This window comes from Acinetobacter sp. I-MWF, from assembly GCF_025433935.1.
Taxonomy (GTDB): Bacteria; Pseudomonadota; Gammaproteobacteria; order Pseudomonadales; family Moraxellaceae; genus Acinetobacter; species Acinetobacter guillouiae.
Genome location: NZ_JAMBAR010000001.1, coordinates 1,149,448 through 1,172,811, shown reverse-complemented (window position 1 = coordinate 1,172,811; position 23,364 = coordinate 1,149,448). Strand labels below are relative to the sequence as shown.

Annotated in this window: 19 protein-coding genes; 8 read left to right on the top strand and 11 right to left on the bottom strand. The window is 37.5% G+C overall.

The features are described 5' to 3' along the window. Positions 1-4 precede the first annotated feature (4 nt). The 3 genes from M2R48_RS05595 to M2R48_RS05585 all read right to left on the bottom strand — a co-directional run bounded on the left by M2R48_RS05595 (position 5) and on the right by M2R48_RS05585 (position 3,863). Positions 5-607, bottom strand: a complete 603-nt coding sequence (locus M2R48_RS05595; protein ID WP_262085351.1) for a TetR/AcrR family transcriptional regulator — start codon at positions 605-607, stop codon at positions 5-7. Between the two features lie 152 nt (positions 608-759). Then, complete coding sequence (locus M2R48_RS05590) at positions 760-2,964, bottom strand: TonB-dependent siderophore receptor (RefSeq protein ID WP_262085349.1); 2,205 nt, start codon at positions 2,962-2,964, stop codon at positions 760-762. A 284-nt stretch (positions 2,965-3,248) separates the two neighbouring features. Further along, positions 3,249-3,863, bottom strand: coding sequence for a MarC family protein (locus M2R48_RS05585; protein WP_034615920.1), 615 nt, complete (start codon positions 3,861-3,863; stop codon positions 3,249-3,251). A gap of 205 nt (positions 3,864-4,068) precedes the next feature. Here M2R48_RS05585 and M2R48_RS05580 point away from each other — a divergent pair, with 205 nt between their 5' ends. Together M2R48_RS05580 and proP are read left to right on the top strand one after the other, a co-directional pair. Continuing rightward, positions 4,069-4,503, top strand: a complete 435-nt coding sequence (locus M2R48_RS05580) for a hypothetical protein (protein WP_262085348.1) — start codon at positions 4,069-4,071, stop codon at positions 4,501-4,503. Positions 4,504-4,963: 460 nt separating this feature from the next. Further along, positions 4,964-6,445: a glycine betaine/L-proline transporter ProP gene (gene proP / locus M2R48_RS05575; RefSeq protein WP_004722280.1), complete on the top strand. Its 1,482-nt coding sequence runs from the start codon at positions 4,964-4,966 to the stop codon at positions 6,443-6,445. Positions 6,446-6,622: 177 nt separating this feature from the next. Here the strand turns inward: proP and M2R48_RS05570 are convergent, their stop codons facing one another. After that, positions 6,623-7,591 (bottom strand): acetoacetate decarboxylase, encoded by a 969-nt coding sequence (locus M2R48_RS05570; RefSeq protein WP_410004175.1) that lies wholly within the window; start codon positions 7,589-7,591, stop codon positions 6,623-6,625. A gap of 466 nt (positions 7,592-8,057) precedes the next feature. Here M2R48_RS05570 and M2R48_RS05565 point away from each other — a divergent pair, with 466 nt between their 5' ends. From M2R48_RS05565 to M2R48_RS05540, 6 genes are all read left to right on the top strand, one after another. Continuing rightward, entirely contained in the window at positions 8,058-8,891 is an 834-nt protein-coding gene (locus M2R48_RS05565) for a type 1 glutamine amidotransferase domain-containing protein (protein WP_262087451.1), read from the top strand. A gap of 312 nt (positions 8,892-9,203) precedes the next feature. Then, on the top strand, positions 9,204-11,420 hold the full coding sequence (locus tag M2R48_RS05560) for an Ig-like domain-containing protein (protein WP_262085346.1): 2,217 nt from the start codon (positions 9,204-9,206) through the stop codon (positions 11,418-11,420). Positions 11,421-11,507: 87 nt separating this feature from the next. Further along, the gene (locus M2R48_RS05555) at positions 11,508-13,658 is read left to right on the top strand and encodes a TonB-dependent receptor plug domain-containing protein (RefSeq protein WP_262085345.1); all 2,151 of its coding nucleotides are present in this window, start codon (positions 11,508-11,510) and stop codon (positions 13,656-13,658) included. A gap of 334 nt (positions 13,659-13,992) precedes the next feature. After that, complete coding sequence (locus M2R48_RS05550) at positions 13,993-14,565, top strand: nuclear transport factor 2 family protein (protein ID WP_262085344.1); 573 nt, start codon at positions 13,993-13,995, stop codon at positions 14,563-14,565. Next, entirely contained in the window at positions 14,535-15,038 is a 504-nt protein-coding gene (locus M2R48_RS05545) for a chalcone isomerase family protein (protein ID WP_004819755.1), read from the top strand. The genes M2R48_RS05550 and M2R48_RS05545 overlap by 31 nt, the downstream gene beginning before the upstream one ends. A gap of 18 nt (positions 15,039-15,056) precedes the next feature. Continuing rightward, on the top strand, positions 15,057-15,755 hold the full coding sequence (locus M2R48_RS05540; protein ID WP_034617843.1) for a response regulator transcription factor: 699 nt from the start codon (positions 15,057-15,059) through the stop codon (positions 15,753-15,755). Here the strand turns inward: M2R48_RS05540 and M2R48_RS05535 are convergent. Genes M2R48_RS05535 through M2R48_RS05505 form a run of 7 tightly spaced genes read right to left on the bottom strand, consistent with a single transcriptional unit; the run spans position 15,748 to position 23,258 of the window. Further along, positions 15,748-17,070 carry a sensor histidine kinase gene (locus M2R48_RS05535; protein WP_004819752.1) on the bottom strand — a complete coding sequence of 441 codons (1,323 nt, stop codon included), beginning with the start codon at positions 17,068-17,070 and terminating at the stop codon, positions 15,748-15,750. The genes M2R48_RS05540 and M2R48_RS05535 overlap by 8 nt on opposite strands. Before the next feature lie 46 nt (positions 17,071-17,116). Then, a complete protein-coding gene (locus M2R48_RS05530) occupies positions 17,117-18,166 on the bottom strand; it encodes an SAM-dependent methyltransferase (protein ID WP_004819750.1) in 1,050 nt (349 codons plus the stop codon). Positions 18,167-18,174: 8 nt separating this feature from the next. Next, the gene (locus M2R48_RS05525; RefSeq protein WP_004819746.1) at positions 18,175-18,954 is read right to left on the bottom strand and encodes a DUF1295 domain-containing protein; all 780 of its coding nucleotides are present in this window, start codon (positions 18,952-18,954) and stop codon (positions 18,175-18,177) included. A 34-nt stretch (positions 18,955-18,988) separates the two neighbouring features. Next, positions 18,989-20,185, bottom strand: coding sequence for an SAM-dependent methyltransferase (locus M2R48_RS05520; RefSeq protein WP_004819745.1), 1,197 nt, complete (start codon positions 20,183-20,185; stop codon positions 18,989-18,991). Next, a complete protein-coding gene (locus M2R48_RS05515; RefSeq protein ID WP_004819743.1) occupies positions 20,182-20,976 on the bottom strand; it encodes a DUF1365 domain-containing protein in 795 nt (264 codons plus the stop codon). The genes M2R48_RS05520 and M2R48_RS05515 overlap by 4 nt, the downstream gene beginning before the upstream one ends. Positions 20,977-20,985: 9 nt before the next feature. After that, on the bottom strand, positions 20,986-22,272 hold the full coding sequence (locus tag M2R48_RS05510) for an NAD(P)/FAD-dependent oxidoreductase (protein WP_004819742.1): 1,287 nt from the start codon (positions 22,270-22,272) through the stop codon (positions 20,986-20,988). A gap of 14 nt (positions 22,273-22,286) precedes the next feature. Further along, positions 22,287-23,258, bottom strand: coding sequence for an acyl-CoA desaturase (locus M2R48_RS05505; RefSeq protein WP_004819737.1), 972 nt, complete (start codon positions 23,256-23,258; stop codon positions 22,287-22,289). Positions 23,259-23,364: the final 106 nt, after the last annotated feature.

Below are 23,364 nucleotides of genomic sequence, written 5' to 3'. Positions count from 1 at the left end.
GTTCCTATATAGGTTTTAGTAATTGCTGTGTGGTTTCTAAAGCCAGATAAAGTGGCTGTTTGTTCTGTGCTAGTTTCGCCAATAAAGCTGCGCCTAACCAGAGTTGATACATGGTTTGTGCCATTTTCTCAGGCTCAATATGTTGTGGAATTGAGCCATCCTGTTGCCCATCACTGAGTAAATTTGCAATGCGTTCTGTCAGCTTGGTTACACCAAAATTTAAAATCTGACGCATATCTTCCGATAAGTCAGAGACCTCTGCGGCAAGTTTTACAATCAGACAATTCTCAGCCCAGCCACCATCGTTATGACATGGATCATCAATCCATGCTTGCCAAAGCGCAACTAAGCGCGCATAAGCACTCCGCTCTTCTTGTAGAATCAATTGATCGATTTTCACTTTATAATCAGCAAGATATTGCTGTAAAAGTGCACAACCAAATGCTTCTTTTGAAGAGAAGTAATAATAGAACGAACCTTTGGGTACACCACAAGTCGTTAAAATTTCCTGTAAGCCGACTCCAACAAAACCTTTATGTAATACCAGCTTAAAACTGGTATTTAAGATATGTTGGCGAGTCGCTTCACTTTTATCTGATCGTTTCATGTACACACTATAAATCAATAATAGACCAGTCGTCTATAAAATTATAAAAATTAATTCAGAAAATTTGTTGAGGTTTTGAGTACATTTTAGGGAGTGAATTGGGATTGTTATTTTAGCGAATGGCTGAAAATATCAGCCATCCTTCGATTGATTTAAAATTTTGCGCGTAAGGTGAGCGTCGCATTTCGAGGATTACCAAAGCGAATAGTTCCATCACTATAAATTTGTGAATAATATTCTTTGTCAAAAATATTATTGATATTTAATGCAATATTCACTTTATCACTTAGTGGATAGCTCGCCACCAAGTTAGCAATCGTATATCCAGGCTGACTATAAGGATGTTCGCTATAGCGACCCACTTTCCAAGTACTTTGATAATTTGCACCACCGCCTAGGATTAAATTATTAGCAAATTTATAGGTCGCAAATAAACGTGCAATATGTTCAGGCGTATCCTCATTAAAAACCAAACCTTGATTTGTAGGGTCGTTCGCATATTCCGTTGTATTGTATGTGTAGCCAAAACTCAAATTAAGATTGGGTATAATTTCACCACGAATCTCAGTTTCAATCCCTTTACTGATCACCTCACCCGATGCAACATTACAATAAGCCTCGCCACCATTAAATGGGCATTGGCCTTTGGTGCTTTCATCTCGTATTGAGCGATTAATTTGGTTGGTTTTAAATCCTGCAACTGATGCAATTAAACGATCATCCCAAAGCCCTGCTTTTAACCCAATTTCATAAACATTACCCTGTACTGGATCAAGTAATGTCTCATTACGATCTTTGACATTTTGCACAACAAAGGTATCGGTATAACTCGCATATGCAGTCAATGCATCATTGATAGCATAAGTAAGCCCAAAGTATGGTGTTAAAATATTTGATTTCTTATATTCATTGACACTTTCATAATTACTTTGGCGCACACCTGCAATAACTTTGAACGGATCAATAATATTTAAACGAGTGGTGAGGTAGTATCCTGTCTGGCGTACCTGATCAGCGCTGGTATTTTGATAACGTGGTGCGATATAAGGTAACTGATAAGGACTGTAATTTTTAATATTGACGTATAAATAGTCACGTGTCGGTGTTTCCCCTCCGCCAACTAAACTATAATCTTCAAGCACTTGGTCCCAACTTGTCCAAGCCCCAGTAATATTACTTTTACTGTGATTTGCACCAAATACCAAGTCATGCTCACGACCGAATAATTGATATGTCCCTTTTGCAAAAAAATCATAAATATCTAATTTTTGCTCATAGTTATATCCGTACTTATAAACAGTTGCTAAAGCATTATCAGCACTTGTGGTTTTTGGAGCCACGCTCAATGAAGTAAATGCCATATCCATGGCATAGTTTGCCTTCATATAGCTGGCTTTTACTTCCCATCCATTATTAAATTTATGGCTTATATCTAAGAAAGCTTGTGTATTGGTTTTATCCCAAAAATCTCTGTAATCGCAACCACAGTTGGAATTATCGATGCCTATTTTGGTTCCATTGAAATAGTTAGGAATTGTATTGACGGGAACAGCATGTTCACCTTGGCGTGAATATCCAATATTCAATAGCGTATTTTCAGTTAAATCACTGCTCACGATTCCATACAAAACATTAGAATCACGAGTAACAGATTTCATAAATGAATCACCATCTTGACCTGCCACCACTAAACGACCACGCACACTTCCAGATTGATTCAATGGACCAGACATATCCATTTCTCCACGTACAGTGTTCCATGAACCATAACTGACAGCGCCACTCGCCTGAAAAACTTCTGTTGGCTTTTTACGAATAAGATTAATTGCACCAGACGGTTCTCCTGAACCTTGCATTAACCCTGCTGCCCCTCGTAATACTTCAATACTTTCAATAGTTGCCATATCTGGTTTAGAGGAGGTGACATTACTTGCATTTACAGCAACACCATCATATTGCAATATATTTGAATTCCAGCCATCTCCAACATTAAAGCCTCGGATAGAAAAGTTGGTCCTCTCCGTATTATCCCCTGTTAGCAAAATCCCTGTTGTATTTAAAAGTGCATCACCCAAATTTGTCGCACCCATATCTTCGATTTGTTTGCGGGTAATCACTGAAACCGATTGAGGGGTTTCTTTTATACTCAAATCGAGTTTAGTCGATGTACTGGCATTCTTTTTAGTGTAGTTATTTTCTGAATTGTTTTCTGCTGTGACAACGATCATGGGTAAAGCATTTGTTTGTTCTGTTGTTGCTTCTGTCGCAGCATAAGCTGTCCCAATCCAACAACTATAAAGTGCAAGATAAATTGCACTTTTAGCAAAGATTCGATTTTGAGAAATCCATTTATTCACGAAACAAAACTCTTAATCTAAATAAAAATCATTATCGTTATATTTCACATAAAAACAACATATATCTCTACATTCCTCCATTATTTTCTAATTCAAATTCGTTTTGTTAGACAAAGCTCTGAAATGCAAAGCCTTTCAATCTGAAAGGCTAAGACGAAGATTTCTCGATGATATTACTGAATAAACTTTGACATGGCCTGATGTGTATCCCTCACCTCAGCATAAATCATGTCACCATATTTATTTGATAATTACCTCAAAAAATGAATATAAACAAATTATTATTAATACTTTTCAAGCAAACCAATAACCCCAGTTGCGATCATATCAATTGCAATTGTGCCGATTAACAAGGCAGATAAACGTCCAACAATATCAAAATAGCGATCAATATATTTTGCATGGCTATAACGTAAATGGTCATGCCCATACTTCATGATCATTAAAATGCCACAGCTAATAAATAAGGTAAAAGCAATCAACACAGCGGATTCGAGTAAAGACATACTCGCTCCTGTTACGACAGCCGCACTGATTGTGCCAGGGCCAATCATAAATGGCATCGCCATGGTACTGGCCAAATGCGCAGGTGTTCCTCTCATTTCTCCAATGGTATCTGCGCCTTGAAATACAAAGCGATAGCCAATCACTAAGAATATTAATCCGCCAAAAATCTGAAATGACTCAAAACGAACATTTAAATAAGTACTAAAAATGGCTTCACCACCCCATGCAAAAAGCATAAAAACCACATAAGCAATCAAGGCACCTTGGGCTAAACCTTTATTGAATACATGGGTTTCAGTATGGCGAATCATCCCGATCATATAGATACTCATTAAAAACGGATTGAGTAATGAGAAAAACAAAACAAATGGATGGATATAATTTGAAAACATAATGGCTTTCCATAAAACAAAATCAGGAAACAAAATCAAAAAAAGGGCTTACTTTGCTAAAATTGTACTTCTCAACAAGGGGATACTTTGTCTAACTAATCATTAAAATTGTAAATTTTATTAAGATTCAGTCGCTTATTTTTACAAAAAATATAATCAGGACTTACACAAACGGGGTTCAGCAACGAGTCAAGGACTTGCATATATGAAACGAATAGAGATATTCAATAATTTTCAATGTCCATTTATAAATGGAATTTTTCTGCACAATGGAGAAATATTTGTTCTCGATTATAGAAACAAGAATAACGCAACTGTGGATATCGTAAGGAAATTAAATTTCTTTGATGACGAAGTGAAGAAAGCGGATCTTATTGATTTTGATTATATGGGGCAGATTAGTTATGCAGACTATCAGATAAGATATGGTGAGGGTAGTTTTGGTGGGGATGGTGTGGTCGGTCTGTTTTTAAAAAATGAGTTAGTGTGGTTTTTGTTTTTGGAGAATAGTAACCCTTTTTGTAAGACGATTATTAAAGACCATATTGTTTTTGTTCAAAGTACCAATGGAGTGATATTCTCAATTCCAATCGATAATCCTCAACTATTACAGGTTGTCAAAAATCCGGATTTTTTATAATTCGACTGTATAAGTAGAAGTTTTATGTAAAATAATTTTTTGATGTGTTTTGCTGAATTGTGAGGATCAATGCCTATCCATTGCTTTAGTCATCATACCTACACTTCTTCTTTAATCTCAAAATTTTTAATCATTCAATTTATTTTTAAGTATGGTTAAAACAAATTTAGCTACAGGAGACACAACTGTTATTCTCAAGCCTTTTGATTGATTTATATACGTTAAACTTATTACATAATTGCATCAGATCTCATACATTTTGTTCATGATTACCCAACACATAAAATTCACAAAAAAACTAAAATTATAATCAATTGATATTTATTAAAATTCTATGACATTGAAATCTTAAATGTAACCTAGCGTTATATTTTTTAATCATTTCTGCTCATGATGAATTTTTTTGATTGTGTTTTAAAGAGGTTTTTTAACACTGTCATTCATTAGGATTAAGCCATTTATGTATAAAAGAAAAATCAAACCACTTGAAATCGATGATGTCGAAATTATTGATTATGATAAGACTAAAAAAGCCATTAAAGCCGCAGCTTTAGGGAATGCCATCGAATGGTTTGATTTTGGTGTGTATGGCTATGTCGCTTATGTATTAGGTAAAGTCTTTTTCCCCAATTCATCACCCAGTATACAAATGATTGCGGCCCTTGCCACCTTTTCTATACCCTTTATATTTCGACCTTTGGGTGGATTATTTTTCGGGCATTTAGGCGATAAATACGGTCGTCAAAAAATTCTGGCCATCACCATTATTATCATGTCGGTCAGTACCTTTGGTATTGGTTTGATTCCATCTTATGAAAGTATAGGGATTTGGGCCCCTATTTTGCTGCTCATTGTAAAAATTGCTCAAGGCTTTTCGGTCGGAGGTGAATATGCTGGAGCAGCAATATTTGTAGCGGAATATTCTCCAGATCGAAAGCGCGGTTTCATGGGAAGCTGGCTGGATTTTGGTTCGATTTTAGGTTTTGTTGTTGGTGCGGGCGTCGTTTCAATGATCAGCTTTTCCATGGGCGAAGCTGCCTTTGTCGATTGGGGCTGGCGTATTCCTTTTTATTTAGCGCTACCGCTGGGACTGATTGGCTTATATTTACGTCACTCTTTAGATGAGACACCAACCTTTCAGGCACATGCTGAAGAACAGTCACAATCGAAAAAACCGCAAAAAGTCGGTTTTAAACAAATTTTCCGTGAACATAAACGCAGTCTACTGGTTTGTGTTGGACTCGTACTATGTACCAATGTCACCTACTACATGCTACTCACCTATTTACCAAGTTATTTCTCACATAACTTAGGCTATTCAGAAAATCACGGCGTTCTGATTATTATTGCCGTAATGGTTGGAATGCTCTTTGTACAGCCGTTTGTAGGTATGCTCAGTGACAAAATTGGCCGTCGCCCATTTGTCTTTGCAGGCAGCATTGCCCTGATTGTCTTGTCATACCCTGCCTTTATATTGCTTGCCACAAACAATGTTTACTTAATTTTCTTGGGTCTGTTGATGTTGGCACTTTCACTGAATATGTTGATTGGAATAATGGCTTCTACCCTACCCGCATTGTTTCCAACTGAAATTCGTTATAGTGCACTTGCAATCGCGTTTAATATTTCTGTGGTAATTGCAGGTTTAACCCCGACCATCACAGCAGCATTGGTTGAAACCACTCAGAATATTATGGTGCCTGCCTATTATCTGGTGATTTGTGGTTGCTTTGGGGTGATTACTGCGATTTATCTTAAAGAAACAGCCAACTTACCGCTCAAAGGTGCAAAACCAATGGCTGTTGATACAGAAGAGGCTGAAGAACTTCTCGAACAATATCATGGAAATATTGAGCAAAAAATCGAAAAAATTGATCAAAAAATCGAAGAGTTGCAAGAAAAGCGTGATCATCTCGCCAAGCAGCATCCTGATATTGATTAATGATTTTACATGGGCTTATTCAATAGAATTGTGTTGGATAAGCCTCAAGCTTAGATTGATTATTCTTTGTAGCAGGTAAAACATAAGGATGCTGGAGTGGATGATATAGATGTCACGAGAATATTAAAGTGCCCAATGAAATTGATTGAGCGTTTTATGACATAAGTATTGTTCTACTTATTTATTCCATTCAGCAATCGGTGTTGGCATATGTAGTGCCAACTGAGCATCTTTGATCACATCCATTCGTAAGATTTTTTTAGCACCGAGTTGATCCAATAATTGACTGACTGGGCCACCATAACGATTTAACTCAACATGTTTTGGAAATAATTTTTGAGCAAATTTTTGGTTATTTGACTGAACGTATGAACGATACCAAATACCATCAACCTGATTCAGCATGGTTTTCTTTTCTTGCTGTGATTGATTTTTTACAGTTTTAAGTTTTGGTGTTGGCGCAGAGAGGCTGATGTCGAGATTGCCTTGAGTATCATACAAATGCGCTTGGACCTGATCAGCTATTTTTAAATCAATTGCAGTGAGCCACTTGGGTAAATCATAACCGTAAACACCACGTACACGTGCAATTTCAGTATCGACAGGAAGCGCAAGGACATAACCATAATAATCGCGTGTACGTGCAGATTTGATTAACTCTGAAATATTGGCGCCTTTTGCATGAGGACTGCGAACCACAACAGCAACAGATACTTCATCATAAGGATCGTTATCACAGACATCATAGGCAAAAAAAGTAAGTGAGACCAATCCATAGCCAGGTATTGGGCTTAAGGGTTCAACTTTAGCAGGCAACTTTGCTGTTAACTTATCTAATGGTGCAAGCATCAACAGTTGAACATTGCTGGTTTTATAATAATAGTTTGGCGACCACACTTGACCTATACGTGTTTCAACCAGTTGCTTAGGAATCTTTCTAAAGAAATCTATATTGCCAACACCAGATTCTTTTGCGACCTCATCTAAATTTGGTTGCATATGGAATCGGTCATAAAAACCACCTTTAGGAACCTGTACCTTATGCGGTCCAAATTCAACCTCTACAAACGCTTTTGCATTTGGATATTGAGTGGTTGGATGCTTTGCATTAACTCGATTGGTCGTTACAGTATTTATATTTTGCATCGCTGTATACTCTTGTGAATGTGAGATGTTACTGAGCTGATTGTTTGGTGTAAGATCATTTGCTGCAAAAGCAGAATGTGCGAATGCAAAACCCATAAAAAGTGTTTGCGTTGTTCGATTTAAATTAAAAAATTTCAACATCGCTTTCACTCTAATTCAGCATTGAGTTCATGCTATGTTTAAAGTGGACTTTAAGGTCAATAGGGTTATTTGTTTTTTAATTCAAATTGAATTGTGATTAAAATTCATGCACAAAAAACCGCAACTCAAATTTAAAATGATGAATATAGATTTGATCGCACTTGCAAAAGATCTAATAAAAGCAAATGCTGAATGATGCCCAGAGTCAGCACTTTATGGGTAAAATGCCATTCATCTAAAATAGACAAAAGATTAAAAAACAGGCTTTACCTTAAAGCTTACTTCAACCTTATACTCACCATGAAACAACTCACAGGAAATCATGATGACAAATACTTGGGTTATTAAGCATCGTATAATTCAACAGTTATTGGTTATTTTAGCAGCATTATTTTCAGTGCCTTTTGCATCTGCGAATGATAACAGCAGTTCAAAATCAATTTCGAACCCATCTTCGTCAGGATCTAAAGGAAAAATATTGGTTGTGATGACCAATCATGACAAATACCCTTCACGTGAAGATACTACAGGGCTATGGGTAACTGAGCTCACACATTTCTATGACGTTGCGCATAAAGCGGGTTACCAAATGGATTTTATTAGCCCTAAAGGGGGTCCAGTGCCACTGGATGAGCGTAGTCAAAAATGGATCTATATGGATAAACAAGCACGCGCTTATTTAGCCGATCCTGCATTTATGTTGCGGTTAAATAACACCTTACAGCCAAGTGAGGTAAAAGCGTCTGACTATAAAGCAATTTATTTTACTGGTGGTCATGGCGTGATGTGGGACTTTCCAAATAATTCTGAATTAACCGCACTAGCTGAACAAATTTATCGTCAAGGTGGTGTGGTATCCGCGGTATGTCATGGTGTGGCAGGTATACTTTCCCTAAAAGATGAACAAGGCAAAGCGCTCATTGCAAACCGTAAAGTGACAGGATTTTCAAATCGTGAAGAATTGCTTTCAGGGATGAAAAAACAAGTGCCCTTTTTTCTTGAAAATCAGTTGAAATCAAAAGGTGCAAAATATTCTCAAGGATTTTTTCCATTTACCTCTTATGTCATTGTCGATGACCGTATTATTACAGGTCAAAATCCTCAATCACCACGTGAAGTAGGCGAAGAAGTAGTCAAAAAATTAGTGACTATACAATAATTTAAATTAGCTAAATTGGGCATATTTTGTGAGTGAAGGCTTGCGAAATATCGTCTCATCTTAAAGTACTTGTATGACGGCAATAAAAATTTTCCACGCTTAAAAAATTTGCACCATACGAATCTAATTAAAAGACATTTCATCAATTCACAATAAATATCAATATGCTAAACAGAATTATTATGTTGACTCTGTTTTTGTATTAGATTAGTATTTTAATGTAAATAATTATCATTATCATATAGCCAACAAAGCATTGTCCTTTCTAGCCACGATGATTGTCCATTTTTTTATCAAGCAAAGGATAAAGCAATGTTGTTATCTAAAATGAAAATAGGTCATAAAACCCTGATTGCCAGTTCAATCTGTACCATTCTTACAGGTTGTGGTGGCGGTGGTAGTGGTGGAGACAGCAAACCGACCAATACTGCACCCACAATTGATGCGATCAGCCCAGTGACCGTACAAACCCTAGACAGTAAAAAAATTAGCGTAACGGCAAAAGATGCTGAAAACAACGCGCTTACCTATAGCATTAAAACTGCGCCAAAATTAGGCACTGCAAGCATTGACAGTAAAACAGGTGTGATCACTTATATTGCAGGCAATGTGGTTGGTGCAGATACACTTGTAGTAAGTGTCAGTGATGGTTCACTTAGCACAGATCTGAGCATTACGATTAATACTCAAATTGAATCGGTGTTTGATTATCAATTCTACAAAGTCACCAACCCAGATACTGGTAACTCTCAAATTGTCCGTTATGACCCTAATAATGACAAACAGGACTCTTACAGCAGCATCAACAACGTGATTTTAGGTAATCGTGTCTTTGTGATGAGTGCTGCAAAAGATGGCGATAAAACGGTTTATAAAAAGCGTGAATATGGTATTTTCCTTGACCCAAATGCATCTAAAGAAAAACGAACTTACACACCAGCTGGTACAACAACAGCAACTGAATATACATTCTATACCGACAATATTCTAAAACGTTTTGATGCAAGCAATCCAAACAGTCAAGCCACCATTTTTAGTAGTGCAGCATTACCAGCAGCATTAAAAACTGCAGAAATGAAGGCGATTGGTGATACACAAACCATGTATCTCAATGAAACTGATATTAATAACTCCTATGTGCAATTGCGTACTTTTGCCAAACTACCCGATATTTTTAGAGGCGAGCTGTCTGACAATATTAAAAATGCCTACATCACTGTACGTTTATCAGATGGCAAAGTAACACAAGGTCGTACCATTAAGCCGGTTGTCAATAACACGACAGGTAAAACTGATTCGGTATTGGTCAACTATAGTGCTGCCTATGTTAAAGGAAGCTACCCAACCGCAAGTAATGAAGCTGCGCGTTTACAAAGCTGTACCGTTGATTTAATCACCTGTACTGATATTAGTGGCGGGACAGGTCAATACTACTTCTTAGCACAAAACGATACCCATATTTATTTGGCAAAAGAAGGTGTAAAAACACTTTATGCTTATGATAAGGCTGCAAAAAGTATAGTGAATGTAACAGGTGCCGAATATCCTGCCAATTATAATCCTGAACATCATCAAATTAAATTTGGTGGCGGACATGGTGGCGCAGGTATCTTTAGTAATTTCTTTAACATGCCAAATGTAGTCGATAATTTAGCAGAAGGTAATACTGGTTATTTATTGATTAATTATAACCTTGATACACAAAATGCCGTGTTCACCCATCAAGTATTTCGTGAAGCCTATGTCTATAAAAATGCCGAGATTCTTAAATTAACAGGCACCAGCGCAAGCAAAATTTATGATAATGGCACTGGTACGGATTTAGCCAATAATTCAGGCAATGTGGCTTTGTCATATAATCTGAACCTAACTGTGGTCAAAAATGGCTATTTATTTGTCGAAGCGGCCAAGCCATCTAAAGACAAGATGAACCTCAACTATCAACAAGGCTGGTTAAATACAGCAACCACAACCACAAAAACAGCATTGGATAATGCTGTCATTGATCAGGATATTCCATACTTTACTTCAATGCGGGTACCTGCGGTGGCCGTAGGTGATTATGTCTATGTCAATGAGACCAATCCAACTGCCACAGAAACCCGTGTTTATAACGTTTATAAATTACCACTCAATGCGCCAACAGCCAGCAAAACCAGCGTCACCCCAACGTTTGGCCGCATGTACTTTGAACGCACTGCATTCCGTGCCAATGGTGTTTATGAAGGCAATGTATTGTTATGGAATAAACGCGCCAATCAGGCAACGGATACAGCTGACACAGTCGGTAGCATTGTCAATGCCACCACGGGCAAACTCATGGGTAACATTAAGGATCTAGAGGGTGGAATTACCAATGTCACAGCCGACGCTTCAGGTAATAACACTTTGGCTGGGATTGGTGGTCTATTTGGCTTGCATATGACAGGTAGTCATGCTGGTGTTCCTATACTGACTAGTGGCTTCTCAGAAAAAGAAAAATCATTGAAAAAAGTTAATCATATTAATGGTTCTTGGATCACTGACTAATCTATACATAGCTTATTCAATCCGGTTGCTGTTTCTATTCTTAAGATGGGGCAGCAACCCTGCGTTTATTTTGACTGGATTTCTGTCATGCACACACCTCCCTTTCTCCCACGATATCTATTATTGACCATGTGTATTGCTAGTGGATACTCTCCTTTCTATCAACTCTATGCAGCAGAAAATAATAAAGATACCGACATAATTGATGAACAACCCACTAAACTGCCTGTCATTGAAGTCACAGCAGAAAAAGTCCTCAAGGCAGAGCGACAAAATCAACAAGAAATGTTTAACAAACCCTATTCCAAACAGATCATCAGTCAGGAAAAAATTCAGCAGGAAGGCTTAGCCGATGTCAAAGAAGCGATTCGGGATATTCCGGGTGTTTCCATTACCGAAACTGGGGCTTTCGGTAAAAATGTAAAAATTCGTGGTCTGACTGGGCAACGCGTGGTCAGTGTTGTTGATGGCATCAAAATCGCCAATCAAGGTTTAGACCATTCAGGTTCTGGTGAAATCAATCAGGTGGATATTAACAACGTTGAAATGATTGAAGTGGTAAAAGGTAGTCCTGCGGTGATTTACGACCCGGGTGCATCAGGTGGTGTCATTATCGTCAAGACCAAACCTGTACAAATGAGTCAAGGCATCGGGGTCAGTCAAAAATTCGCTTATGATGAGGGTTATGACAAAACCAGTTCCACCACCAGTCTAAACGCAGGCATGGATAATTTTGGTGCAAAGGTCACTTATACCAAAGAATCGTCCAATGACTATCGGGTCCGTGGTGATGCTGATAAAAAATATGCGATTAGTAAAACCAATGCATTAAATGCAGTGAATAGCACAGTAACCGTCAAAGATTTGGGTTATGACGCCGAATCACTGAGTGCCAAATTATCAGGAAAATTTGCTACAGATAGCCAAATTGATCTCGATTATGACCAATGGATCGGCAAAGATATTGCATCAGCACATGGGAGTACCATGCAAGATGCAATGGTGATGCTGCTGGCACGCAAAGAGCGTGAATCAAAATCCATCACTTATCGTAAAGACAATCTGGGTATTTTTAATAACTTCTCATTTAAATATAACAAACAGTCCTTATTAGAACGCCAACAAGAAGGCGGTTATACCGAAACCTTAGACAGTGATAATTTTAATGCCAATCTATTTTTAAACTGGCATCAATTACAAGCCAGTTTTGGTCTTGAAGCTGTTTTAGATAAAGCCGTCACTGCGGTGTATTCTGAACAAGATTATTATGCAGGTTTTACCAATCTAGAATATGACTTTGGCACATGGACAGGTTTTGCAGGAGTACGCGCCAATTATTGGGCAACCCGACAAAAATTACTGCCAGGCGCAAATGCTGAACTTGCCTCGCAACTCATCGGTATTTCGGGAATTACCCCTGAAAAAACCATATTCGAGCCAACATGGGCGCTTGGAGCACAATATCACCTCACCGATACTCAGAATATTTCCGCCAACATCAGCCGTACTTTTCGTGCACCTGATTTGTATGAACGCTATACATTTGGTGGCTTTTTGGGTGGAGGTTTAGCTTTACAACCTGAAGAAGGCTACCATGCCGAAGTTGCTTGGAAATACCTCAATGATCATTGGGCGTTAAATACCAGTGTGTTTTATAGCGACTTTGACCAATATATTTGGACAAAAACCAATCGTAGAGTTATTGATCGGGCTGGGTTGGAAAGTTGTATTCGCATCGGTAAATGCAATATCGCGACAGGCGATTTTAATGATCGTGAATCTGACTTTTTCCAAGATACCACTCAATATTATAATGCCAACCAAGTCAATAATTGGGGCATGGAATTCAGTGCCAATTATATGGATGAAGTGCATGATTTCGGGATTTCAGGCAGTTTTAATAAGATTGATTCTGAGGATGTTTTTGTGCAAGCTGCGGCACATCCAATTGATATTAACAGCCATTATAAATATACCTTTAGCCAATTGCCGTTACAGCCATGGGTGAAAGGCAAAATTCAGACCGTATTTAATGAACCTCAAGTCATACAAAAAGGCGGCTTTGATTCCTATACCATCGGTAGCCTGTATGCGGGTTTTAATCATAAATATGTCAATTTAAGTGCAGGGATCCGTAACCTGGGCAATACTACCTATAGAGCTGCGTATAGTGGTTTAAATGGTCTGGAACGTACTTATTTTATCAATGCTGAATTTAAATGGAATAATTATAAATGAATGTAAATTTTTGGGTTATTGCCCTCGCCTGTGAAAAGAGATTCAACATGATGATCATCTAAATCAATCTGATCTGTTCTATTTCAATCCAAAATTTATATAGGAGACGTGAAATAAAATCAAAGCAAAAAAAAAGACCCTTAACAATTTAAGGGTCTTTTAAATATTTGGCGGAAGCGGTGTTCTATAACAAATATTCGTGGTGCTGGAATGCTTTCAGACATGTCTCTGACTACTTTAATGTGGCAAAAATGATAATTTTTTATCCAACTTCACATCTCGTTCACACTGATTTATCTACAGTATTAAATAAAATTCAAAATGGATAATGATCATGAAAAACCCAAAAAAAATCTTTGCCTCTATGTTGGCACTGATGTGTTTATCAGGATGTAAAAGCATTCCAAGTTATTCCTCAGATTATAGTTCCGCCAGAAATAATATTACGGGTATGACATTGACAGAAACCCAAGCATTAGAGATTGGCACTCATTTCATATCTACCTTCAATACTTTAGGTACACCAGAATTCATAAATAAAGCCAGTTCTCTATATGCAGAGCACTTTTTTATCAATGACACACTTTCCCAGTTCTCATCACGACAAAATTTACTAGAACATTTCAAAGGTATGAATAAGCGTGTTAGCAATGTCAAAGTAAAATTATTAAATACTACCCATCAGCAAGACTCTGCATATATACATTGGTATATGGCTTATGAGTTCAAAATTTTTGGTGTGCAAAGAAAAATGGCGTCATATGGTATTAGTGAAATTAAAGTAAATAAAGATAATCAAATTATTTTTCAACAAGACTTTTGGGATCCTGCAAATGGCCTATATCGTCAATTGCCTTATGTAGGAGGTGCTTATTCATGGTTATTAGCATTCAAAAAATCATCTTAAGTGTTGCGTGTATGACTGGTTTATCCGTCAGCACGTCAACAATTCATGCTGCATCTGTACAACAATGTGCAACAGCTGCCCTTTTAATCGGGAAAAAACAAGTCGGTCAAGTAAGCTACTTTGCAGAGTCTTGTAAAAAAGCCTGGGATATGCAAAGTATTCAAATGAATTTTTCTTATACTCAAGATATCCCAGAATGGGCATTTAAACGTGCAGCCACACATTTTTTAAAGAAAAATATTCCTGATTTTAAAGAGACATCTCCCCTGAACCAAATTACACAGCTTTATAAACCAGTTAAAAATGGCGATTTATACACTTTAAGCTACGTCCATTCGTCCCACACATTGACACTTTTACTGAATCAGAAAACATTAGGTCATATCCAAAATGATCATGCCAATCAATATTTTAAAATTTGGTTAGGTTCACAGCCTTTTAATGCTAAATTGAAACAACAGCTCTTAAATTAACGACATAAAGTTATTGTAATGACAAAGCATTTTATCCTTATGGTCGAAGACCATTACGAATTAGCATCTACCCTCTGTGAGTTTTTAGAGACACATGGTTTTGTAATAGATCATGCCCGTAATTTAGACACAGCTCGAAATTTATTAAAACACAATCCTTATCACATTCTGTTATTGGATATTAATTTACCTGATGGCTCAGGTTACGATCTCTGTCATTGGTTAAGGAAAGAACAAGGCTTAGACATCCCTGTACTAATGCTCACAGCACGTGATACCTTAGATGACAAAATGAAAGGTTTTACTTCAGGTACCGATGATTATTTGGTCAAACCATTCGACTTTAACGAATTGGTTATGCGAGTTCGAGCTTTGATTAAAAGATCAATGGGTGAAGTTTCTAATAGCCAATTACAAATTCACGACCTAATTTTAGATAGTGCACGACAAACTATTAGCCGTGCTGGTCAAAATATTGAACTTCCACCAATTCAATTTAAGCTCTTGAAGTTATTGATGAGAAACTCACCTAAAGTCATTACTAAACAAGAAATTGTAATAGAATTATGGGGTGATACAGAGCCTGAAAGTGATGCACTGCGCAGCCATATTTATAATTTACGTAAAATGGTTGATAAGCCTTTTAATCAGAAATTGATTCATACAGTGTCAGGTGTTGGCTTAAAAATTTCGCTTGAACTAGACTCACTTAGTTAAGATAAACCACCACGACTAATCCCGTGGAAGGCATTAAAGTAATATCATTGTGAATAGTTAAATAATATTGACGATCAAACAACTCCACACGCCAACCCAATTGCTTAGACAATTTCTGTACTAATTGTAGTCCAATACCATGCCCTTTGGTTTGTAACTTTAATTGAGGGCAAGATAACTCGCGTACTTTAACGTTATTGGGTAAATTGATGCCTATACCATTATCGGCAATCAGGACCTTATTTTTTTGCACAATAATATCAATTTCTGAACCTTGAGAATAATTTAAGGCATTACGTAAAATATTACCAAAAACCATTTTTGTCATAGATGGATACAGTAGCCGTGTCTGTTCATTCGGATCTTGTTGAAGATTAATCTGTATTCCTTTGACCTGACCCACACTTTCTAAATCAACTTGTAATTCATGTAATATATTGAAGATTGATCTATATTCTGGAGTGAGCGTATTGGTGGTATTACGCGCAATTGCCAATAAGGTATCAACCAGTAACTGCATGTCTTCAATGGTATTACCCAGACGAATAAAGGCTTTGTTATCACCATAACGGGCTTGGCAAATTTGAACATTACCTTTTAGAACTGTTAAAGGTGTCCGTAGTTCATGACTGACATCACTGCTAAACTCACGTTCACGATTAATAAATTCATTCAAAACCTGATGATATTTCTCTAATGCTTGTTTTAAATATTCTGCTTCCATATTTGCATCAGTACTGATGTCCTTAAAAGGTGATGCTTCTTTGTTCTGATGTTCCCAATCGATGTTTTCTAAAGCATTGGCAAGTCGAGTGATCGGAGAAAAATAACGGCGCGCACGCCGATTCCACCACCACAACACACTATAAAGTACAAACAAACTCAGCATTAACGGTGCTAAACCAAACAACCATATCAGTTTATTGACATTACTTTCACCAAAAACCAAAAGAACATGCTGTCCATTACGCTCTCCATAGACGGTCATACGTTCTTTACCATCCACAAAATGACGGCCAACTCCTGGTTTTAAATGTATGTTTTGAAAGCTAGTGGGGGTCACATTATTCCAGCGATATCCATATAAATTTTTGGTGTCAGGCAAATCTGCATTTGGATTATGCTCTATACGCATCCAATAATGCTCCATTTCCTGTTCAAGCGCAGTTTTCAATAATGTGCCTTTAATCACCCATGCACTACATGCAATACCAATCACAATCGACAAAGCGATCAATCCAATTTGCAACCAGTAATAACGATTAAAGACTTCACCCAAGGGATGAGCACGGTTGCTCTTAAAAAGCCTCAGCATAAATATATCCCTTGTATGACCCACTGAACAACAGATTCAATTTAGATTATACGGCTTTCTTATGAAACAAAAAGTGACCAATGACCCATTCTTGGCCTTGTTCAAAACCAAACAGTTCAGCACAAGCCATAAAGAAGATTCGCCAACGTTGCCACCAAGCTGCTGCATCTTTGCCATAGGTCTTTTCAAATAATGGTTTTAAACGTTGTTGGTTCCGATCCATATTTTCAAGCCAGGCATTGGCCGTTCTTTCATACTGCATACCTGACCACTGCCAATGCTGTTCTAACTGCAAGTGATCTTGAAAATGTAAGAAAGTTGACGCAGACGGCATCAATCCACCACTAAAAAAGTATTTCGACATCCAATCATATTCATTTTTAATTTCAAATGGATAATGCAAAAATCGATGGCAAAAAATATGACACCACAATAATCCATCAGGTTTAAGCCACGTATTTATTTTTTCAAATAGCTTTTGATAATTACGCACATGCTCAAACATTTCCACCGACACCACGCGATCAAATGAGCCACCTTCAAGTTCTAACACATTGACATCGCAAGTGATGACCGTCAAATGATTGAACTGTCGTTGTTTGGCTTGTTGTTGAATATAGGCACGTTGCGTTGAAGAGTTCGATACAACAGTTATCTTTGCATTTGGATAATGCTCTGCCATCCATAAACTTAAAGATCCCCAACCACAACCAACTTCTAAAATGTGTTGACCATCTTTTAATTGTGCCCGTTCACAATAACCTGCTAAGGCTAACTCTTCAGCTTCGTCCAAACTCGTTTGAGCATCGCTAAATAAACTCGCACTATATTTTAAGCGTTTACCCAGTACTGCCTGAAAAAACTCAGTGGGAAGCTCATAATGCTGTTGGTTGGCTTTATCAGTTTCAATCGCAATTTCACTGCGCTTTAGCATACGGAGGACATCCATATAACGCTTGCTGCCCTGTTCAGGATCATAACGACCTTCTTGAATTAAGCGCTTTTTACTTAAGCTCCGTATCGCTGCACGTATCGCCTGATCTGGAACCAATCCACTTTCGACCAGTTTTAAAGACTGCTGAATAATAAAATCCATGTTGTGATCTACTCTTTAGGTTGCCACGGAATAAACATTGACGTTCGTTGTTGATAATCTCGGTAATTTTGACCACGATGACGTAATGCTTGTTGTTCGCTAAACGGAATACCTGTGATGTAATATAAAAATGCCCACATCAGTAATGGATAAATCCATAACAGATAAAGCCCTGCGGCCAAACCTAAAATGGGGTAAGCAAACCAATGTAACCATTCAAAAAAATAATTCGGATGCCGTGAATACTTCCATAAACCTTGATCCATGGTTTGACCGCGATGATCTGGGTTCTGTTTAAAATGATACAGCTGTTGATCAGCAGTGCTTTCACCAATGAAAGCCAGTAGCATAATGATTATCGCAACGATCAGCGCCCAATTCGTCCATTCATTCCACTGTATTGCGGGGAAACTCAGTAAGGACAGCATCGGGTAGGAAAACAAAAGCGCCAGTCCTGCTTGAAACATAAAAAAGCACAAAAAGCCTAAATGTTTAAATTGTCCCATTGCACGACGCATATTGGCATAACGACGGTCTTCTTCTATTTCATGCAAGTAACGGCGTAATAAATGCCAAGTCAGACGTAAGAACCAAATGCTACTAGCAAGCCCAATAAAGATACGTACAGCTAAGGGTGCTGTATTCAGCAAAAATGCTGCAATGATGACATTCAGCGTAATACAGAAACTCCATGCAACATCGACTAAACCAGCACGACTGTTATAGGTCACGATGAGCCAGCATATCAGCATAATCACGACATCAAGTAACAACAACTTGAGTAACATTTTGCTCACTCCTTGGCATTTGGATGCTTAAAAGTTAATAAACGTTGGCTTCAAACAACATATGCACATCACTAATCACTCCTTCTTTAAAACCACCCTCGCAATAGCACAAATAAAAATCCCACATCCGAATAAATTTTTCATCAAATCCAAGCGCTAGAACCTGTTCACGGGCAGCTAAAAAGTTTTTCCGCCAAAGATGTAGCGTTTGTGCATAACTTTGCCCAATATCTTCTAAATGTTTTAAACGCAATTTTTGTTCAGATGCAGTTTGAGTTAATACACTGATGCACGGAATAAAGCTGCCAGGGAAAATATAACGTTTAATATAATCCACAGTTTTTAAGGCTTTTTTATAACGCGCATCTTCAATGGTAATCGCTTGAATCAGTCCTAGCCCTTGCGGCTTCAACAAATTGCGACATTGTTTAAAATAGGTTGATAAATATTGCTCACCTACAGCTTCAATCATTTCAATGGAAACAAGTTTGTCGAATTTACCTTCCAGTAAGCGATAATCTTTTAATTGCACCTCTACCCGATGTGCTAAACCTGCTGCTTGAATCCGGGCTACTGCTTCATCATATTGCGCTTGTGAAATAGTAATCGTAGTCACTTTACAACCATAGTTTTGTGCAGCATAAAGGGCAAAACCGCCCCAACCACTCCCAATTTCGACCAAATGATCCATCGGCTTTAGTTGTAATTTTTGACAAATCAATTCTTTTTTATACTCAGAAGCCTGTTCCAAAGTCATTTCAGCATCTTTAAACACAGCACTGGAATACATCATTGATGGATCTAGAAATAATTTAAAGAAATCATTGCTCAGGTCATAATGATCTGCAATATTTTTACGGCTGCCGTCAATTGAGTTCCTGCGTTTTTTATACCAAGCTTTTAAAAAAAATTGACTCGCCTGAGCAATAATATTTTGATTTAGCGTATCCAAAAGATCACGATTACGTGCCAAAATTTGAACCATCTCAACCAAATGATCAGTACTCCAATAACCTCGAATATAGCCTTCGGCGGCACCTAATACGCCATGCTTAAAAATCAATTCCACCAGTTTTTTATCATGGACCTGAACAACCGCAATTAACTCCATATTGTCGCCGACAAAACCATTCCACACCCCTTGAAATATAATTTGACCATGACGTAGCTTTAATAAACTTTGTAAAACCAAAGGCAGTGAGTCTTGTTCAGTGGAAATAAGTGCTTTCATGGCATTGTTTTTCCTTTGTCTTTTTTAGGATGTCGATAAAATGGTACTTTTTTCTTCCATAAGCGAAAAGCATTCAGATAAATTCCTGCCATCATTTTGAAAGGTTCAAAGACACTATAAATAGCATATCGATGCTGCTGTGAAGAAACTGTGATGGGCACTAATATAAATCGCATAGTCGCGTCAAATTGCAGTACATCCTGTTGAAAAAGCTGCATATGAATGACATTTTGCTGAGTAGAAAAATTAAAATTCCACAGGTAATTCATGTCCATTGGCATAAAAGGCGAGACATGAAATGATTTTTTAAACTTGAATTGATAACTGCTAAACTGCGAATGTTGTACTACGTTGTTACGGCAATCATGCACATATACTTTACGTTCATCCCAAGGCGTATTGGTTATTTCACTCAGAATAAACAGCGGCTTTTCATTGGCATCAAAAATAAAATAAAATACCACTGAGTTAAAACGAAAACCTAAAGTCCGTGGTAACGCTAAAACTCGAATCTGCGTATCTAAAGCCACTAAACTATTGGCTTGTTTTAATATTATTTTTTGAATTTTTTGCCGAATTGAACCGTGTTCTTCGATTAAAAAATCATTTGGATCAAGTTTAAGCAGATTCCATCGGCTAGATGACCATAAATAAGATTGCTGGGTAATCGATAGGATTTGATCTGGATCAAACCATAAATAATTCAACTGAGCTTCAAATTTATGTGACTTAGGCAAATAGCGTCGATGCCGTATCACTACAGGGGCTACAGCGAGTTTAGTCATCAACATTGCCTACTCCTAAATCACATCAGCCATATGTTTTTCTAATTGCTCTACTACTTGAGCAGCACTGCGTACCCCATCCTCATGGAAACCCCAGCCCCAATAAGCACCGCAAAATGATGTTCGATTTTGGCCATTAATATCTGACCAGCGTTGTTGCGCTTCTATAGCTTGGGCATTAAATACAGGATGGCGATAATCACGTTCGACTAAAATTTGCTTTGGATCAATTTGAAAGTTAGGATTTAACGTGGCAAATATTTGTGTTTGACAGGATAAGTTTTGTAGTTTGTTCATCCAATAAGTAAACGCGTAATGAACCGTGGACTTCGAACTTCGCCTATCAAAGTTAGCTTGATCTGCAGTAACATGCACATGCCAACTCGCCCATTGAGATTTACACTTTGGCATAATAGTCAAATCACGATGTAGCACCATTTTGTTATCTTGATAAGTAAAATTAGACAACACCTCTTGCTCTTGTGCGGTAGGATCATTTAATAACTTTAGGCTATCATCGGCATGACTAGCCAAAACCACCCAGTCAAATTGCTGTGTATCACATTCTGTTTGCACAATCACTTGATCAGCTAAGCGAGACACACCGATTACCGCCAGTTTTTTAAACTCAATATTTGCTGACTGCTGCTGGATGGCTTGAACATAACGTGCAGAACCACCTTTGACGGTTTGCCATTGTGGACGATCTCTAAGCTGTAACATGCGATGATGTTGAAAAAAGCTCACAACGAATTTATAAGGAATTTTTCCCACTTGATCAATTGGACATGACCATAATGCCCCGCACATTGGATATAAATGCTCTCGGCGAAAAGCATCGGAATAAGCGTTTTGATTTAAATAGTCTTCAATACTCAATGTCGTATCATGCTCATCCACAATGACGTCTTTATTTGCGGCATAAAATTTAAAAAGATCAGAGAGCATGGCTCTAAAATTAGAATTTAAAAAGTTTTGTGGTCTACTCAGCAAAGAAATTTTTTTCGACGGATTATATTGTAACCCAGTGACCAGATTGTTGACTGAAAAACTCATATCACTGTTTTGTACTTTTACCCCTAACTCGGTGATCATTTGGCTAAACAATGGATAATTGTAATTATTGAATACGATAAAACCGCTATCGATAGCAAGTTTTTGCTCATCAATCATCAAGTCGTGAGTATCAGTATGTCCTCCAAAATAATTATTTTTCTCAAATACAGTTACCTGATGATGTTTTGAAAGTTTCCATGCGGCATACAATCCGGAAACACCTGAACCAATAATCGCAATTTTCATGAAGATTCCCCAGTTTAACTTTTCTTGGTCTTTGTTTTAATAAATATGTTTACTTTACTTGCTGATTGAGCAATTTTACTGACCTCATACACTCGTGCAGGAATTGGCTTTAATTCCCAGACCAAACCGACCCAAGACATAATTTTTAAAACATAGTAGGTAATATCAATTTGCCACCAATAAAAACCTTGGCGTGCGCTCCCCGCATAAAAATGGTGGTTGTTATGCCATCCCTCGCCCAAAGTAATAATGGATAAAAATAAGTTATTCCGACTTTGATCTTCTGTTTCAAAATCTCGACTTCCATATAAATGTGCCAGAGAGTTAATACATAACGTCGCGTGAATTAATAAAACGGTTGAAACGACGAATCCCCAAACCAACAGCTGTAAACCAGTTGTTGCAAGTGATGGATACACGACCGCGAGCCATTCACCTAAAGCATAAATTGCTAATGCAGTCAGAAGCACAATGATCAAACTAAAACGATCCAACCAAACTAGTTCAGGATATTTGAGCCAATCTTTAATCACTTCTTTACGCGTGGCAAAATTATAATCATTTAAAAACCACCCTACATGACTGTACCAAAAGCCATGTGTAGACGAGTGTGGATCCTGTGCTGTATCCGTAAATCGATGATGATAACGGTGATGCGCTGCCCACCACAAAGGCCCACGCTGGGCACTCATTGTTCCAATCAATACAAAAATAAATTGAACGACTCGATAAGTTTTAAAAGTCTTGTGGGATAAATATCGATGGAAAAATGCAGTAATTGAAAACATCCGAATCAGATAAAACATCAACATAAAAGCAAGGGCAAACCAGGATATCCCTACGTAAAAAACCGCCAGACATGCAAGATGCAGAAGGATAAAAGGAATAATACGCACCCATTGAATTTTTTTATTATCAGGTGAAATGGTCTGTGCCTGAACCGGTTTGGACCAACTGTCTATCCATTGCATAACACGATTCAACATAGACTGATCCTAATTTTCTAATCATCAGATTTTGTATGAAAGAGTTTAATCAATTCGAAATGAAATTTATGTGAAGTAAATAATTTTTTTTAATGGTACTGACAAG

Excerpts from the sequence above, each read along its gene's own strand:
- M2R48_RS05565 (WP_262087451.1), top strand. The coding sequence starts at position 8,058 with ATGACAAATACTTGGGTTATTAAGCATCGTATAATTCAACAGTTATTG.
- M2R48_RS05525 (WP_004819746.1), bottom strand. The coding sequence starts at position 18,954 with ATGTTACTCAAGTTGTTGTTACTTGATGTCGTGATTATGCTGATATGC.
- M2R48_RS05505 (WP_004819737.1), bottom strand. The coding sequence starts at position 23,258 with ATGTTGAATCGTGTTATGCAATGGATAGACAGTTGGTCCAAACCGGTT.
- M2R48_RS05540 (WP_034617843.1), top strand. The coding sequence starts at position 15,057 with ATGACAAAGCATTTTATCCTTATGGTCGAAGACCATTACGAATTAGCA.
- M2R48_RS05535 (WP_004819752.1), bottom strand. The coding sequence starts at position 17,070 with ATGCTGAGGCTTTTTAAGAGCAACCGTGCTCATCCCTTGGGTGAAGTC.
- M2R48_RS05550 (WP_262085344.1), top strand. The coding sequence starts at position 13,993 with ATGAAAAACCCAAAAAAAATCTTTGCCTCTATGTTGGCACTGATGTGT.
- proP (WP_004722280.1), top strand. The coding sequence starts at position 4,964 with ATGTATAAAAGAAAAATCAAACCACTTGAAATCGATGATGTCGAAATT.
- M2R48_RS05595 (WP_262085351.1), bottom strand. The coding sequence starts at position 607 with ATGAAACGATCAGATAAAAGTGAAGCGACTCGCCAACATATCTTAAAT.
- M2R48_RS05570 (WP_410004175.1), bottom strand. The coding sequence starts at position 7,591 with ATGCAAAATATAAATACTGTAACGACCAATCGAGTTAATGCAAAGCAT.
- M2R48_RS05585 (WP_034615920.1), bottom strand. The coding sequence starts at position 3,863 with ATGTTTTCAAATTATATCCATCCATTTGTTTTGTTTTTCTCATTACTC.
- M2R48_RS05510 (WP_004819742.1), bottom strand. The coding sequence starts at position 22,272 with ATGAAAATTGCGATTATTGGTTCAGGTGTTTCCGGATTGTATGCCGCA.
- M2R48_RS05530 (WP_004819750.1), bottom strand. The coding sequence starts at position 18,166 with ATGGATTTTATTATTCAGCAGTCTTTAAAACTGGTCGAAAGTGGATTG.
- M2R48_RS05555 (WP_262085345.1), top strand. The coding sequence starts at position 11,508 with ATGCACACACCTCCCTTTCTCCCACGATATCTATTATTGACCATGTGT.
- M2R48_RS05560 (WP_262085346.1), top strand. The coding sequence starts at position 9,204 with ATGTTGTTATCTAAAATGAAAATAGGTCATAAAACCCTGATTGCCAGT.
- M2R48_RS05545 (WP_004819755.1), top strand. The coding sequence starts at position 14,535 with ATGGTTATTAGCATTCAAAAAATCATCTTAAGTGTTGCGTGTATGACT.
- M2R48_RS05580 (WP_262085348.1), top strand. The coding sequence starts at position 4,069 with ATGAAACGAATAGAGATATTCAATAATTTTCAATGTCCATTTATAAAT.
- M2R48_RS05515 (WP_004819743.1), bottom strand. The coding sequence starts at position 20,976 with ATGTTGATGACTAAACTCGCTGTAGCCCCTGTAGTGATACGGCATCGA.
- M2R48_RS05520 (WP_004819745.1), bottom strand. The coding sequence starts at position 20,185 with ATGAAAGCACTTATTTCCACTGAACAAGACTCACTGCCTTTGGTTTTA.